This window comes from Thermococcus sp. JCM 11816 (assembly GCF_055396515.1).
In genome coordinates, this window is record NZ_AP043741.1 from 1788981 (window position 1) to 1803612 (window position 14632).

The 14632-nt window shown below is 53.1% G+C and carries 14 protein-coding genes; 8 read left to right on the plus strand and 6 right to left on the minus strand.

What is annotated here, in order from left to right:
• Positions 1-51: 51 nt before the first annotated feature.
• From ACZ5TN_RS09900 to ACZ5TN_RS09910, 3 genes are read right to left on the minus strand one after another with little or no spacing between them, the layout of a single operon-like run.
• Positions 52-1176, minus strand: coding sequence for a cation:proton antiporter (locus ACZ5TN_RS09900; protein WP_011250511.1), 1125 nt, complete (start codon positions 1174-1176; stop codon positions 52-54).
• A 10-nt stretch (positions 1177-1186) separates the two neighbouring features.
• Positions 1187-2329, minus strand: a complete 1143-nt coding sequence (locus ACZ5TN_RS09905) for a cation:proton antiporter (protein ID WP_464917616.1) — start codon at positions 2327-2329, stop codon at positions 1187-1189.
• A gap of 48 nt (positions 2330-2377) precedes the next feature.
• Entirely contained in the window at positions 2378-2935 is a 558-nt protein-coding gene (locus tag ACZ5TN_RS09910) for a CBS domain-containing protein (protein WP_011250509.1), read from the minus strand.
• A 159-nt stretch (positions 2936-3094) separates the two neighbouring features.
• Here ACZ5TN_RS09910 and ACZ5TN_RS09915 point away from each other — a divergent pair, with 159 nt between their 5' ends.
• The 4 genes from ACZ5TN_RS09915 to ACZ5TN_RS09930 all read left to right on the plus strand — a co-directional run bounded on the left by ACZ5TN_RS09915 (position 3095) and on the right by ACZ5TN_RS09930 (position 6617).
• Positions 3095-4561, plus strand: a complete 1467-nt coding sequence (locus ACZ5TN_RS09915; RefSeq protein ID WP_464917617.1) for an NAD(P)/FAD-dependent oxidoreductase — start codon at positions 3095-3097, stop codon at positions 4559-4561.
• 73 nt (positions 4562-4634) lie between these two features.
• Entirely contained in the window at positions 4635-5162 is a 528-nt protein-coding gene (locus ACZ5TN_RS09920; RefSeq protein WP_464916634.1) for a hypothetical protein, read from the plus strand.
• A 46-nt stretch (positions 5163-5208) separates the two neighbouring features.
• On the plus strand, positions 5209-6123 hold the full coding sequence (gene ttuA / locus ACZ5TN_RS09925; RefSeq protein ID WP_464917618.1) for a tRNA-5-methyluridine(54) 2-sulfurtransferase: 915 nt from the start codon (positions 5209-5211) through the stop codon (positions 6121-6123).
• A complete protein-coding gene (locus tag ACZ5TN_RS09930; RefSeq protein WP_464916635.1) occupies positions 6120-6617 on the plus strand; it encodes a hypothetical protein in 498 nt (165 codons plus the stop codon). The genes ttuA and ACZ5TN_RS09930 overlap by 4 nt, the downstream gene beginning before the upstream one ends.
• Here the strand turns inward: ACZ5TN_RS09930 and ACZ5TN_RS09935 are convergent.
• The gene (locus tag ACZ5TN_RS09935) at positions 6610-7953 is read right to left on the minus strand and encodes a glycosyltransferase family 2 protein (RefSeq protein WP_464916636.1); all 1344 of its coding nucleotides are present in this window, start codon (positions 7951-7953) and stop codon (positions 6610-6612) included. The two genes, ACZ5TN_RS09930 and ACZ5TN_RS09935, sit on opposite strands and share 8 nt — an antisense overlap.
• Before the next feature lie 50 nt (positions 7954-8003).
• Between ACZ5TN_RS09935 and ACZ5TN_RS09940 the strand changes: the two genes are divergently transcribed.
• Genes ACZ5TN_RS09940 through ACZ5TN_RS09950 form a run of 3 tightly spaced genes read left to right on the plus strand, consistent with a single transcriptional unit; the run spans position 8004 to position 11573 of the window.
• Positions 8004-8435, plus strand: a complete 432-nt coding sequence (locus ACZ5TN_RS09940) for a hypothetical protein (protein ID WP_143598702.1) — start codon at positions 8004-8006, stop codon at positions 8433-8435.
• Entirely contained in the window at positions 8432-10693 is a 2262-nt protein-coding gene (locus ACZ5TN_RS09945) for a 6-pyruvoyl-tetrahydropterin synthase-related protein (RefSeq protein WP_464916637.1), read from the plus strand. Before ACZ5TN_RS09940 ends, ACZ5TN_RS09945 begins: the two co-directional genes overlap by 4 nt.
• A 49-nt stretch (positions 10694-10742) precedes the next feature.
• Positions 10743-11573: a Dph6-related ATP pyrophosphatase gene (locus ACZ5TN_RS09950; RefSeq protein WP_464916638.1), complete on the plus strand. Its 831-nt coding sequence runs from the start codon at positions 10743-10745 to the stop codon at positions 11571-11573.
• A 2-nt stretch (positions 11574-11575) separates the two neighbouring features.
• On the opposite strand, the gene ACZ5TN_RS09955 is transcribed toward ACZ5TN_RS09950, so the two are convergent.
• A complete protein-coding gene (locus ACZ5TN_RS09955) occupies positions 11576-12475 on the minus strand; it encodes an asparagine synthetase A (RefSeq protein ID WP_464917619.1) in 900 nt (299 codons plus the stop codon).
• 212 nt (positions 12476-12687) lie between these two features.
• Between ACZ5TN_RS09955 and ACZ5TN_RS09960 the strand changes: the two genes are divergently transcribed.
• Complete coding sequence (locus ACZ5TN_RS09960) at positions 12688-13269, plus strand: P-loop NTPase family protein (protein ID WP_464916639.1); 582 nt, start codon at positions 12688-12690, stop codon at positions 13267-13269.
• Between the two features lie 79 nt (positions 13270-13348).
• On the opposite strand, the gene ACZ5TN_RS09965 is transcribed toward ACZ5TN_RS09960, so the two are convergent.
• Positions 13349-14506, minus strand: coding sequence for a pyridoxal-phosphate-dependent aminotransferase family protein (locus ACZ5TN_RS09965; protein ID WP_464917620.1), 1158 nt, complete (start codon positions 14504-14506; stop codon positions 13349-13351).
• Positions 14507-14632: the final 126 nt, after the last annotated feature.

Genomic DNA, 14632 nt, shown 5'->3' on the forward strand with positions numbered 1-14632 from the left:
TATGATGACACCGGCACTGGCTGATCAGTGATGAGCACTCGGTTGTCTGAGCTACCTTGAGTAGAGCCACTTGAGGAGTGGAGGCGTTATTATCGTCGTCGTGAAGATCATCAGGATTGCCACAGTAAGGGCATCGCCGCTTATTACGCCGCTCGACATCGCAACGGCCAGCATAGCCAGCTCGACACCCATCCTCGGTATCATTCCGACGCCTATCCTCAGGGAAGCCGCCCAGTCGAAGCCGCCAAGTCTCGCCCCAAGTCCACAGCCGATTACCTTGCTGACTATTGCCGCAGTGGTGTAGAGAACCGCAAAGAGACCCGCGTGGAGGATGTAGGACAACTCTATCCTCATGCCCACCTCAACGAAGAAGAGCGGGATGAAGAGGGAATAACCGAGGACGTTCATATGCTCCATGATGGCCTTTTTCTTCGGAATCTGGCCGAGGGCAAGGCCGGTGAGGTAAGCACCGAGGATCGAGGCGAGGTTCAGGTGCTCGGCGAGGTACGCAAAGACTATCAGGAAGACGAGGGCGAAGGCAGTCTCGCTCTCGGGGAGGTCGATCTTTGAGACGTAGCGGAAGACTCTATCTGCAATCTCCGGGCCGAAGTAGAGGAAGAAGAACAGGAGAAGGGAAACTGAGATGAGCACCTCTGCCAAGCTAGAATAATTAACCGAACCTCCCTTAATCATTGATATCGCGACGGTGAGCACGAGGATTCCAAGAACATCGTCAACGACGGCAGCAGCGAGAATCGTCGTCCCCTCGCGCGTGTTCAGCTTCCTCAGCTCCATTAGGACTTTGACGGTTATGCTCACACTCGTAGGCGTCATCAATGCACCGTAGAGAACCGCCTCATGGAACGGCACAAAGAAGTATGCAACGCCGAATCCAAAGAGAAATGCAACTATGACACCTACTCCAGCAACGAAGACGCTCTGCTTTCCGACGCGCTTGAACTCCTCGAGCTCGCTCTCGAGGCCGGCCATGAACAGGAGGAGCAGGACACCGAGGTTGGAGAATTGGGCGATGACCGGGTTAGTTTCGAAGAAGATGCCGATTAACAGACCCCCGAATATCTGGCCCAGAACGACGGGCTGGCCGATCCTCTCGAAGAGGTAGCCCATCACCTTTGCCGTTGCGAGCATTATGGCTATGAGGAGCAGTATCTCCATGTTACCGCCTCTACTCCCTTGAGAACGCCCACTTCAGGAGGAACGGGGTTACAATCGTCGTTATCACCACCATTGTGACCGGAATCGCGAAAACACCCCTGTCAAAGACGCCTTCTCTAAGGGCGACGTTGGCCATGATGAGGGCAACTTCCATCCTCGGAACCATGCCGACACCGACTTGGATCGCTTCAATGGGTTTGAACTTGGCAAAGAGTGCGCCGAGTCCACAGCCAACCACTTTGCTAACTACGGCGAGCAGGGCGTAAATTAGGGCGAAGGTTCCAGCCGTGGTTAGAATCCTGACGTCGCTCTCTATTCCGATGCTCACAAGGAAGACAGGAATGAAGAGGGAGTACCCTATCGTCACCGTCTTGTCGGCCACTTTCCTGGCTTCCTCGGTCGTTGCCACTAGTATTCCAGCTAAGTAAGCACCGGTTATTCCGGCTATCTGGAACTGTTCGGCAAGGTAGGCGAAGATTAGCATGATTGCTATTGCCATGGCCGTTACCGTCTCGGGCAGGGTTATCTTTTCCGACGCCTTCAGGGCCTCTTTAACCGCGGGAGTCCCCACGAGAAGGCCAATGAGGAAGAATAGTGCTACCTCTCCAATGATTATGAGGAGGTCCTTGGCGTAGACGCTTCCACGCGTGTTTATCCCCACGAGGATCGTCAGGGCGATGATGCCGAGGACGTCATCAACTACGGCGGCAGCTAAAATCGTTGTCCCGACCCTTGTCCTTAGCTTCTTCATCTCCATCAGAATGCTGGTAGTCAGGCCGACGCTCGTCGCCGTGAGAATACCCCCGAGGAAGAGGGCCTGGACGTGCGAATACCCCCAGGCGAGGGCGCCAAAATAGCCGAGGAGAAAAGGGACGAGGACACCCATCGCCGCAACTATAAAGGCAGGAATCCCGACGTGCTTGAACTCCTCGATGTCCGTTTCAAGACCAGCCAAAAAGAGGAGCATAACGACACCGAGTTCCCCAATGAGCCTAACGGCCTCGTCGTAGGAGACTATTCCGAGTATAGAAGGCCCTATGAGAATCCCCCCAATGAGCTGGCCGAGAGCGGCTGGAAAGCCGAGGCGAACGGTAAGGTATCCGAACAGCTTTGCAACTACCAGTATCAGCGCCAGTTCCAGGAACACGTCCATGATTGTCATCCCCTGCAGTTTATTCAACCCTGCAGTGGTTGCCAAACCTCAGTACGAAACTATGCGGATGAGCCGGATGATGTCCTTAACCTCAAGGACGCCGTGGACGCGGTTTTCATCGTCAACGACGGGAAGGTGGTGTTTTCCGGTTTCGAGCATGATTTGAATGGCCCTTCCCAGGTTTTCGTCAACGTGAATCGTTATCGGCTTCTTAACCATTATGTCCTCAACGCGGGAAGCTCTGTTGATGGAGTACCTCTTCAGCAGGTCTAAGCCCACTATGGAGTACCTTTTCGGCGGTGCAAAGAAGTTGAGCAGATCCTTCATGGTTACGAAGCCCAGAAGCTTACCTTCCCCGTCGATGACAACCGCGGAGCTCTCCTCTCCCCTCAACTCCTGAACGAGCTTGGATAATGAGTCACTTGGGTGAAGCGTCAGGAACTCCGTATCCATCACGAGGCTCACCGGGACCTTTGAGATGTAGCGGATGTTGTGGCTCAGCTCCTCCTTTCTCTGGAGCATCAGAAGGCGCCTCTTGCTGTGGATTATGTGGACTTTCTTGGCCTTGGTTGCTTTTGTATTCGAGACACCTGAAACGTCCTCCATTGTACTCACTGGTACAAGTCTATTGTCTGAATGCGTTTAAATGTTTCGGGCGTTTTTTGACATAAAAATGTTTAAATATCTCGAAATCTTTTGAATTTTTTGACTAATTTTAGCCAAAAACTTTTTAAGGCAATGGCCATAGACATCGGTAAGGGAAATATGGTTTCTGGAAACGGAAGCGGAAAGGCGTACGATGTTGTTATAATCGGTGCTGGCCCCGCTGGCCTTTTTGCAGCCTACGAGCTTGCCGAAAAGAGCGATTTTAAGGTTCTCGTCATCGACGAGGGTGGCGACGTTGACCAGAGGAAGTGCCCAATGTACGAGCTCGGCTACTGTGTCGGCTGCCAGCCCTGCCACATAATGAGCGGCGTCGGTGGCGCGGGCGGGCTGAGCGATGGCACGATAAACCTCCGCCCGGACATCGGCGGCGACCTTAGGGAGCTGACCAACGACGAGAACTACGCCTGGCAGCTCGTCTGGGAGGTCGACCAGATTCTCCTGAGACATAAGGCCCCAAGGAACCTCTTCAAGGGCGATCCAGAGCAGGTCAAGTACTGGGAACAGAGGGCTGCCCAGGCTGGGGTGAAGTTCATCCCGATAATCCAGAGGCACATAGGCTCCGACAGGACGCCCGAGGTAATAGGCGACATTAAGCGATACCTGGAGAGCAAGGGTGTCAAATTCCTTCTCTGGACGAAGGCCCTTGAGTTCAACAAGGGTTGGGTGAAGGTAAAGCGCGGAAAGGACGTCTTTGAGATTAGAGCTAAATACATCATAGTCGCCCCGGGGAGGGGAGGCGCCGACTGGTTCCACGACGTTGCCCAGAAGATTGGACTGAAGGCAAGGCACGGGCCGATTGACGTTGGAGTTCGCGTTGAGGTTCCGGCGATAGTTATGGAGCCGATAACGAGCATAAACCACGACCCCAAGTTCCACATCTATACTGACACGTACGACGACTTCGTGAGGACCTTCTGCACCAATCCGAACGGCTTCGTGGTCGAGGAGAAGTACGATTCCTACGTCGGCGTGAACGGCCACTCCATGCACGAAAAGAAGAGCAACAACACCAACTTCGCCTTCCTGACGAGGATAGAACTGACCGAGCCGGTCGAGGACACGACAGCCTATGGAAAGAGCATCGCCCAGCTCGCAACCACGATAGGCGGTGGAAAGCCCCTCATCCAGCGCCTTGGAGACCTGAGGAGGGGCAGGAGGAGCACCTGGGCCAGGATACGGAGGAGCGACGTTGAGCCGACCCTCAAGCACGTTACTCCGGGAGATATAGCGATGGCCCTGCCACACCGCGTCGTCACAAACATCATAGAGGGCCTTGAGAAGCTTGACAGAGTCCTTCCGGGCGTTGCCAGCGACCACACCTTACTTTACGCCCCGGAGATTAAGTACTACGCGATGAGGGCAGAGGTGAATGAGAACCTTGAGGCGAGCATCGAGAACATCTTTGCGGCAGGAGACGGGGCCGGGCTGAGCAGGGACATAGTGAACGCTGCCGCGACTGGCCTTCTCGCCGCGAGGGGGATACTCAAGAAGGAAGGTCTTTACACTGAGAAGGACTTCAGGAGACCTGGCAACTGGAAGAGTGTTGTTGGGGGACTTGATTCATGATGGCTAAGTTTATCATTTTTTGAACCGCAAAATTTCTAAAGGTCTTTTTTCCAATATTCCTTCGGGTGATAGTGTGGATCCCCTTGCTATGATAGTGGGTTCTGCAGTGGCTTATCTTGTCCTGTCTGGAGGAAGGGAGAAGGAGTGGGTAGAGGAGTTAGAGCTCAGTCGAGGTCTGAACATTGTGGAGATGTTTAAGACTCCCGACTATAACATCACTCCTCGAAACACTAGGTACACAAAGGTTGCCGTTAAACACGCCGTTCGAATCGATAAGAGGGCACTCCTTGATGGCATCCCAAAAAGCGCTGTCCTGATAATCGTGGACGGTGATGGGAGAGCATACGCAGGCAAGTTCGGCGGAATCGAGTATGAAACAAGGGGGCTGCTCCTGAAGAAGCAGGTTCCTAAGGTGAGAATAAAGACTGCAAAGCAGGAGCGCCCAGTAGTGAGGGAATACGACGAAATCCGTGAGGTCTACATAAAGCTCATGAAAAGCACGGAGCCGTTGATATCACAATGGAGGAAGGACAAGCGCTATTATTCCGCAATCGTTGCAAAAAGGAAGGGAGTTTATCCTTTCAAGATAACTAGGGGTTAATGTTAAAAGCCGCTGACTTCTTTTATTTTTGGTGTAGAAAATGCCGATGAAATGTAAGTTCTGTGAGAGACCAGCTTTCATCAAGCTCCACTATCCAAAAATGTACCTCTGCGAGGAGCACTTCACCGAGTACTTTGAGAGAAAGGTGAAGAGGACGATAGAGCGCTACAAGATGCTCAAACCCGACGAAAGAGTCCTGGTCGTCGTCAGTGGTGGTAAGGACTCGGCAGTTACAGCCCACGTCCTCAAAAAGCTCGGCTACAATATCGAGTGCCTCCACATAAACCTCGGCATCGGTGAGTACTCGGAGAAGGGTGAGAGATACGCGAAGATGCAGTGCGAGAAGATAGGTGCTCCCCTTCACATTGTCAGGCTCAAAGAGCTTCTCGGCTATGGTATCGGCGAGGTGAGAACGAGGAGGCCGACGTGCTCCTACTGTGGCTTGACCAAGCGCTATATCTTCAACAAGTTCGCCTACGACAACGGCTTCGACGCAGTTGCCACCGGCCACAACCTCGACGACGAGGCGAGCTTCATCTTCAACAACATAATGAACTGGAACACGCAGTACCTGGCGAAGCAGGGCCCGGTAACCTCCTCCCAGTTCAACGGAAAGCTTGTGAAGAAAGTAAAGCCCCTCTACGAGGTGACCGAAAGGGAGGTTGTTGCCTACGCTTTGGCCAACGGCATAGAGTACGAGATAGACGAGTGTCCCTATGCGAGGGGAGCCACGACCCTCGAGTGGAAGGCAATCCTCAACGAGATGGAGGAGAAGAGGCCCGGAACGAAGATAAACTTCGTCAAGGGCTACCTGAGGAAGAAGCATCTCTTCGAGGCCGAGCTGAAAGAGACCGAGCTTAGGGAGTGCAAGGTCTGCGGTATGCCGTCGAGCGGAGAGGTCTGTTCGTTCTGCCGCTTCTGGAAGCTGGAGAAGCCCATTGACTTCAGGGTGGAAAAATGAGGGTCGTGGTAAAGTTTCCTGGGGAACGAAGGCGTGTGCTGGCCCTTCTAAAATTCTACATGGTAGCGCTGCTTGTTAGTGCGGTTATTTGCTCGGTCTTTACCGCGTTCTGGGTTATGGAGGCCAGTCTCCCCCATGCCATCGTTTACCTTGTAGCGTCGATGTTTTTCTTTGCCTCGTTCCTGATGTACCGTGAGGTTTACCTCTCTCTAAGGAAAACCAGGTTTGTCCAATATCTCCGTGCCCTTGAGGAATATTTCAGCCCTCCCTTTGGGGCATACGCCTCAGTCCACGTCCTTGCTTCCGTAATCTTTTACACTGCCGACGTGCTCAGGGGTGGGTATGCGCTCGTTGCCACTCTGTTGCTGCTAAAGGGTATAGTTGAGTACGTCCTGGGACTCTTTAGGGATGACTTGAAAGTGGCGTCCGTTCTTTATGCCTCGGTAATAGGAGGCGACTTTGATAGGCTCTCCCTCAAAGACCCCTTCAAGTGAACCTCTGCGTCTTCTCCCATGTGAGTTTTCCTATCAGGAGCTTTGTGAGGCCCCTCATGGTGTACACAACCCCCGCAAGGACGAAAACCATGAAGTACAGGGGATACGCCGCGACGAAGCTCCAGGGCACGTGGTAGTTGTGTCTCTTCATCTCCACCCAGTTGGAATACGCTACTGATGCCCAGAACACCAAAAACGCGGTTATCGAGACGGCAAGGAACAGCCCGGGTTTGGCCAGCATGAGCGGTACGTTGCCTGACAGGATGATGTAGCCGTTCAGGACAACCGAGAGGAACCAGAACACTGGAACGAGATAGCTTATTAGATAAAAGTGCTCTATAAACCCCTCCGTGATTCCGGAGCAGCTCCTCAGGACGTTCCAGTAGTAATCGAGCATTACCTGGAAGTGACCCTGTGCCCAGCGCGACCTCTGCTTTATGTAGTCCTTCAAGGTCTCTACGGCCTCCTCCCAGCCGATTACCCCATGGTAGTACCAGAAGCGGTAGCCCGAAATCATGGCCCTGGCCCACAGGTCTGTGTCCTCAGTGACGGAATCCTCCCTGAACATGCCGAGCCTGAGAAGGTGTGAAAACCTCAGGAGGGCAACTGTCCCACCGTATTTCCCGTTTTCGTTTAGCTTCATGTCCCCCTCTATGGCGACGTTGAAGCCCACCAGCCTTTCAAGGGTTATGAATTTTGTTACGAAGTTCCTGTCCCAGTTCCTAGGCCTCACGTTCCCTTGAACGCCCAGGACGTACTCGGGGGCATTTTCCATTATCCCGACGAGGGTGCGGAGGGCGTTGGAAGGTAAGAGGTAGTCTGCATCGAGAATGAAAACGTAATCGGGGTGATCCCTTGACTGTTCTATTAGTTCAAGGGTGTAATTAAGGGCCCTTGGCTTGCTCCTTCCCCTTTCGGGGGGAACGTCAATTACAACGACCCTTTTTGGATTTTCAGAGGCTATTCTCTCCATGATCTCTTTCGTTGAGTCAGTGGAGTTGTCGTTTATCAGGAACAGCTTGAAGTTGTGGTAGTCCTGGTTGAGTACGGTTCTGGCCGTTATCTCTATGACTTTCTCTTCATTGTGGGCAGGAATCAGGACGTAAACGAGCGGTTCAAAGAAGGGGTTTCCCTTATGGGCTTCAACTTTAAAGGGATAGTCACGTCTTGAGGCAGCGATCAGTAAGGAGTAGAATATCGTTCCAGAAAACACAATTAGGAACAGGAATATCAGGACCGCCTCTAGTGCATAGGCCGGCGGAACTATGAGTGTCAGTCCGATGGTTATCAGAATGTACAGATAGAGGGCTGATTGAAACTTCAGGGCCGGTTTCATGGTAAGGGTTTTATTTGAGGTGCTTAAAATACCTACTGGTTGAAATGGCGGTGGTACAAATAAGAAACGTTGCCTACCTTGTGAAGTTCCTGGACAAGTTTCTGAGGGAGAACAGGGTGAGTGCTTGGCAGGGCAGGGACAGGTACCTAGCCGAGTACTCAGTTGACGGCGGGAACGTACGTCTCGTTTGTCATTATCCCGAAAACACGGTAACGGTGTGGTTTGAACCTGATTTATTGAAATTCGTTCTCAGTGACCTCATCCTCCACGAAGAGCACCTTCGAAAGGCGGTGATAATAGGTGTCGCCAACGTTCCAGTTAAAGGCGTGCCGAGCGGCTTCATAGATGCTTCTTGGGGGAGGGTTGAAATCCTGAAGGTTGTTAGGGGACTTTGGCTTGGCACCGATGGGCACTCAACGTTCTTCGCTTCGAACCTGGAGGGGCTTGTTGAGCTCGTCGAACTCCTGGAGGGATCGTCTTGAGGAGAGCCTACTTCATCCTTCTGGCGGTAATTGCGGTGCTCTTATACCTCCCGCTGTTCACTGCTCCGTCTCCCCCGGCCCTCAATACGGACGGCAACGGTCATCTATTCAAGATACACAAGCTCATGAGCGATGGGTGGGAGCCGTGGATTGAAGACTGGTACTCAGGCTTTCCGTTCCTCAGATTTTATCCTCCCCTGTCGTACCTCATAGGGGCTTTCCTTGGCATCTTGCTCGGGAGCGATATAAGGGGATACGCCGCAACCCTGATGCTGACCTCGTTCGTGGGTGCGGTCGCGCTACACTTCTACCTGAGGAGGACCGGACGCGAGCCGTACGTTGCTCCCGTTGTTTTTCTGCTCTTTCCCTGGCACCTTGGAGTTGCATATATCGAGGCCAACTTTCCGAGGGCCAACTCAATAAACCTGTTTCCCCTCTTTCTTCTCGCACTTCTCTGGGCGGTTGACATTCGTGAAAGGTACCTGGCGGCATCCGCCGTGGCGATCTCGGTTATCTCTTTGATCCATCACTCGGCCATGGTTCCGCTCGTTATCACTGGTCTCGTACTGCTCTTTGAAAACTTCAGGAAAACCCGCGTTCTCTCAAACTTTTTCAAGGTCGGCGGAATCGTCGTGGCACTTACATCTTTTTGGTACGTCCCATTCCTCTTAGAGAGAGAATGGACAAACTTTTGGAAGATATACCAGTATTCTTGGCTCTTCAAGAGTTACAGCGTGTCGCCTTCGCGCTTTCTTGAGCCGGTGGGGATAGCATCAACCGCCGTCTTTTCAGCGTTCCTTATCGTTGCTTATTTCAGGGGGACTCTCCAGCGCCGCACCCTTGGCCTCATCGCACTTTATATCTACCTCGCGCTCGGGTACTACTCGCCGACCCCATGGATTCATTCCCTTCCGGTTCTCTCGATGATACCCCAGTATAGATGGATGGACATGGTCAACCTGCTGGTTCCCCTCATCGTTGCCGACGCCTTAACGGGAGTAGAACTTAAGTGGAGGCTCGTTGCTGGAGCCTTATCTGTGGGCATTTTGATCTTCGGTGCACTGCCCTATGCCGAGCCCATCCCGCCTTATCCCGGGGACTTGATGGAGGTCGCCGAGTTCCTCCGCGAACAGCCAGGGGAAGATTGGAGGTTTGTAGTGCATCCGGGTGTTTCACACCATAGCTACCTGCCCGTTCTTACGGGTAAATCTACTCTAAACGGATGGTACCACGAGGGGGATCCCGCAGAAGAGGGACACCTTAGGATGTGGTATGCTCTGTCCACTGGTAATGATGCATCCTTATACCTCAAGATCTACGCTGCGAAGTTTTTGATGGCGTCCATCAACGTCACTGTGAAAGACTATTCTCGGATTGAGAGGATAGGTAACTATTGGATCTACACCTCCAACGTCAGTTTCGTTGAACCCGTTGGGGCAGTGCTCCTTGGAAACTTCTATGACCTCCCGGTGGACTACGCCTACTTTGAGGATCCGTCTAACCTTGCTGCGATTCCACCAGGTTCCGTTGGCGTTGTTTACGCTGGAAACCCGTCAAAGGAAGAGGAGGATCTTCTCTGGAACTTCGTGAGGAACGGCGGTACGGTCGTATGGGTTCCCGAGGGGAGCGGATGCCTCTTTGGTGTGTGCGGCGTAATGGAGCGCATTGATAATTCTCGCCTAAGCTCTGATGTCTTCAACGTCTCGATCTTTGCCCCCTTCGAGTACGAGGGAATGCCCTGGTACGGTCCCGTCTTTGAGAACGTGACGCCGCTCCTCTCGGTTGGGGATAAGGCTATGATCGGTTTGGTGAAGCTTGGAAACGGCACCCTCTACCTCGTTGGGGGCAACCTCCTGTACCACAGCCTCTACTGGAACTCAAAGAAGGAGGCGGAGTTGATCTTCGGCCTCGCAGGGATCGATGGAAGCCTGAACTACACGCTCTTTTCCAGATCGGACGGTGAGTACTCGCTTGGACTCTCACCGTCGAGACCGATGCTTGTGCGGATATCCGAGAGCTACTACCCCCACTGGAAAATTAGGGTGAACGGAAAGCTTGTGGAACCAATTAGGGACGACCGCACGGGGCTTACGCTGATTACTGTCTCGGGGAAATCCACGGTGGACGCCGAGTTCCGCGACCCGTTTATGCGCCTTAGGGCCTATTCTGCAATCGGGTGGGTGGTTGTCCTCGCGTACCTCTTGGTCGAGTTCTTCTGGAGGCGCAGGTTAAAGGTGGTGACAAACGAATCAAGTTAAAGAGAAGTGTTTTTAAGACCCCCATTCACCGACCGAGTGGGGGTTAGTGGTGCTGAAGTGTTCAATCTGCATTCATGATGAGAGGACTGCGACGATAGACATAATCAACGGAAAGCCGATATGTAGGGAGTGCCAGGTTTATCTAAAGCATCCCTTTGACAGGGAGAAAATCAGAAGAGAACTTGATGAGCTGATGGAGAAAGTTGATAGGGCCATCGTGGCTTACTCTGGAGGGAAGGACAGCGTCGTTGCCCTTTATCTGGCGAAGGAAGTCTACAAAGTCCCGGAGCTTGAGGCTGTAATGGTAGACCACGGGTTAATGGCGGAGGAAGCCATCGAGAACGCCCGGAGGATGGCCGAGGCCCTTGGAGTCCCCTTCAAAATCCTCCGCTACGACTACTCGGACATCTTCAGGGAGGCCCTGCTGAAGGCCCAAAGTCCCTGCAGGGCCTGTTCGAGGAGGACGATGGAGAGACTCCGAAAGTACGCCCTGAAAAACGGCTACCGCTACATCATCACCGGCCATGAGCTCCCCTTCGGCCACAAGCCCTACAGGCTCATGAGCGGTGGTGTTGTCCAGATAAGGCTCCTCTCCCTGATGACGGAGCGCGAGAGGTTTGAAATCCTGGAAAAGCTCCCCTTTGAGTTCCCCGAGCTCCCAGGCTACACGACCAACTGCCTCGTTCTTGGCCCGGCTCTTGAGCGCTACTACAAGGTTCACGGGCACTCCTTTGAGCACAGAAGGATAGCGGCCCTCGTGAGGTACGGCTTAATGGACAGGGAGAGGGCTGAGAAGCTTACCGCTCCCCCCGAAGTCCCCGAGGAGCAGTGGGAAATCGTCCTGAAAAAGCTGAACCTTGACGGAAAAATTGAACGGTAAGCTCATATCACCGCCGGAATTCCCGGCACTCTCGGGAATGGCTGAACTTCGGCGATGTGCTTCGCCCCGACCATGTACCTGACCAGCCTCTCGATGCCAATCCCGGCCCCCGCACTCGGCTTGAGCATCCCGGCCCTGGCAACTTCGAGGTAGGGCCTGAAGGCCTCCTCGCTCAGCCCCGCGTCCCTGATCTTCCTCTGTATCTTCTCGTACTCCCACTCCCTCTCGCCGCCGCTGGAGACCTCGCCGTAGCCTTCCGGGAGATAGAGATCGTAGTTCCTCCAGACTCCATCGACTTCCCTGTCGTAGAACTCCCTTGGTATGTCTGTTATCCAGAAGGGTTCGCCCATCTCTCTGCTTGCTTTCTCTTCACTGCCAAACTCCTCAATAACTTCTTCAAGGGTAAAGCGTTTGAAGGGCCGCTTTATTCTCGGAAGTTCTCTTTCAAAAGTTTCCCACACTGGCCCCCTGAGCTCCCTGAACAGGCCCACGATTAGTTCTTCTACCAGCCTCATAACGTCGTCCATGCTGGCGTGGGCTATTTCAAAGTCGAGCTGGGTGAACTCGTAGGCGTGCCTTCCGTCATCACTTTCCCTTTCCTCAAGCCTGATGTTTGGCGAGAGGACGAATATCTTTTCCAGACCCATCGCTACCGCAAACTGCTTATGGAGGATCATGCTGTGCATGAGCTTCAGCTTACTGCCATACGCTTCAATCTCGGGCGCCCTCATCTTGCTCGCGGCCGGGTCGGGCCAGAGCGGGTCTGTTATCGAGCTGAGCATGACTGGTAATAGCCACCTAAACCCTCTGGAAGTCAGCTCGCCGGTGAGGTATCTTATGGCCTCGGTCTGCACCCTAACAACGGGTTCTATTCTCCTGCTTACCATCTGGACTGCGTTCATGAGCATCACCGGTGGATAATTGAGCGCTTCTTCTTTATGTCTTTTATCCAAAAATAACTGTCATTTGGGCCAATTTTAACAGATTATTTCCTAAATTTTTGACATAAAGACAAGAATGTAGTGCCAATCAGGATAGCAGTGTTCAATCTTTTCCGGGTTTTGAGACTCGATATCGTTATAACCACTGAGAAACAACTAAAATCGGTGGTATCATGGGAGTCTACATCTTTACCCCCGAAGACCTCGTCAGGTACGGTTCCGCAAGGCCCGAACAGCTGGAAGTTCTCAGGGAGGCAGTTCTCGAAAAAAAGGACATCCTCATAGTTGGAACGAGCAGGAGCGGAAAGACAAAGCTCGTTGAGGCTCTCCTTCACTACGTCCCCGACGAATGGAAGATCGCAGTCATCACGGCCTACGGCGAGTTCAAGCCCTTCAGGCCCAACATCGAGGTTATTGACACGGAGTTCGACAGGCGCTCTACGGATGTTAGAACTTCTGAAGTCATAGAGAAAATAAGGCGCATCAACCCGGACTACGTTGTCATCGATACGGTTCATACTGTTGATGTTGCGAAGATACTCAAAACCCTCATAGACGACTACGCGTTTATTGTGACGTCACTCGCACTGACTGATGACATCAAAGGCGAGGTTATGCACTGGCTCAGGATAGACGAGGATACGTTCAACAGGTTTGACGTGGTTGTCGAGCTGGCGAGGGACTGGAGGACTGGGGTCAGGAAGATAAACAGGATTTACAAGGTCAAGGACGGGGAGCTTATCCAGATTCTTTAACCATCGATTTTCTTTTCTCGTACTTCAGCCAAATTCTTCAATCTGGGAGATAAGAAGGGGAAAAGAGGGAGAAGTGGAATCACTTCTTCTTGAGATCCTCGATAACTTCCCTGAGGTTGTCGAGCATCTCCCTTATGTCGTCGAAGGTCATGTAGCCCATGTTGCCAATGCGGAAGGTCTTCTCGGCGACGCTTCCGTAGCCCTTGGCAAGCTCGAAGCCGCGCTCGCGCATCGCGTTGTAAACGTCAACTCCCTTCATTCCCTCCGGGACAACGACAGCTGTAATAGTGGGGCTCTCGTAGCCCGGCTCGGCGAGGATTCCGAGGCCCATCTCCTTCACGCCCTCCCTTATCATCTCGCTTCTCTTCCTGTACATGTCGAGCCAGGCTTCCTTGCCGCCCATTTTCTCAACTATCCTGAGAACGACGTTGAGACCGAATATCTGCGGGAGCGGTGGGGTTGAGGGCGTTCCCTTCTTCTTCTCGTTGAACTTCTTGTAGAGGGGCAAGTCAAAGTACCAGCCGCGCTCCGGCATCTTCTCGGCTATCTCGAAGACTCTCTCACTGACAGCCGCTACGGCCAGTCCCGGCGGGACGCCGAAGGCCTTCTGAGAGCTCGCGAATATCATGTCGAGACCCCACTTGTCGAACTTGATGTCCGCTCCGCCCATAGCTGAGACCGCATCGACGAAGAGGAGCTTGTCGTGCTCCTGAACCACCTTGGCCAGCTCGGGGAGCGGGTTGAGGACACCGGTTGAGGTCTCGTTGTAGGTTATCGTAACCGCGTGGACGTCTGGATTTTTCCTGAGGGCATCGTCGAGTTCCTCGGGCTTTATGGCCTTTCCAGGCTCTTTCTCAAGGATAACGGCTTCCCTTCCGTTGGCGTTCACAACATCCGCAAAGCGCTTTCCAAACGCTCCAATAACCGTGACGAGAACCTTTCCGCCGCGTGGAATTGTATTCCTGACTGCTGCCTCCATGAAGCCCGTTCCGGAGCTCGGGAAGAGTATTATCTCCCCCTTGTCGGCCTCAAGAAAGGCCTTGAGCCTCTCGAGTGTATCAACGTGAACGGCCTTCGCCTCGGCAGAGCGGTGGCTGAACATCTGGACGCTCATAATAGCGAGAACCTCGGGGAAGCACGCGACGGGACCGGCTGTAAAGAGCTTGTACTTCGGCTTCACCATCTCGTAAACTTCCCTGTAGGCGTCCTCATAGGTCATGTCAAAGTGGAGCTCCATAGTTATCACCTCGCCCTTAGTTGCTCAAGGGGGTAAAAAGGGTTTGCTTTAGACCTATCAAAGGCTCTCCGAAAGTTAATCGGAAACTTCATCTTTAATGAGAATTTCATTCACTCCACCCAAGAC

Bases quoted from the DNA above. Each gene is read 5' to 3' on its own strand.
- ttuA (WP_464917618.1), top strand. From the start codon at position 5,209: ATGAAATGTAAGTTCTGTGAGAGACCAGCTTTCATCAAGCTCCACTAT.
- ACZ5TN_RS09955 (WP_464917619.1), bottom strand. From the start codon at position 12,475: ATGAACGCAGTCCAGATGGTAAGCAGGAGAATAGAACCCGTTGTTAGG.
- ACZ5TN_RS09910 (WP_011250509.1), bottom strand. From the start codon at position 2,935: ATGGAGGACGTTTCAGGTGTCTCGAATACAAAAGCAACCAAGGCCAAG.
- ACZ5TN_RS09905 (WP_464917616.1), bottom strand. From the start codon at position 2,329: ATGGACGTGTTCCTGGAACTGGCGCTGATACTGGTAGTTGCAAAGCTG.
- ACZ5TN_RS09960 (WP_464916639.1), top strand. From the start codon at position 12,688: ATGGGAGTCTACATCTTTACCCCCGAAGACCTCGTCAGGTACGGTTCC.
- ACZ5TN_RS09915 (WP_464917617.1), top strand. From the start codon at position 3,095: ATGGTTTCTGGAAACGGAAGCGGAAAGGCGTACGATGTTGTTATAATC.
- ACZ5TN_RS09935 (WP_464916636.1), bottom strand. From the start codon at position 7,953: ATGAAACCGGCCCTGAAGTTTCAATCAGCCCTCTATCTGTACATTCTG.
- ACZ5TN_RS09900 (WP_011250511.1), bottom strand. From the start codon at position 1,176: ATGGAGATACTGCTCCTCATAGCCATAATGCTCGCAACGGCAAAGGTG.
- ACZ5TN_RS09965 (WP_464917620.1), bottom strand. From the start codon at position 14,506: ATGGAGCTCCACTTTGACATGACCTATGAGGACGCCTACAGGGAAGTT.
- ACZ5TN_RS09930 (WP_464916635.1), top strand. From the start codon at position 6,120: ATGAGGGTCGTGGTAAAGTTTCCTGGGGAACGAAGGCGTGTGCTGGCC.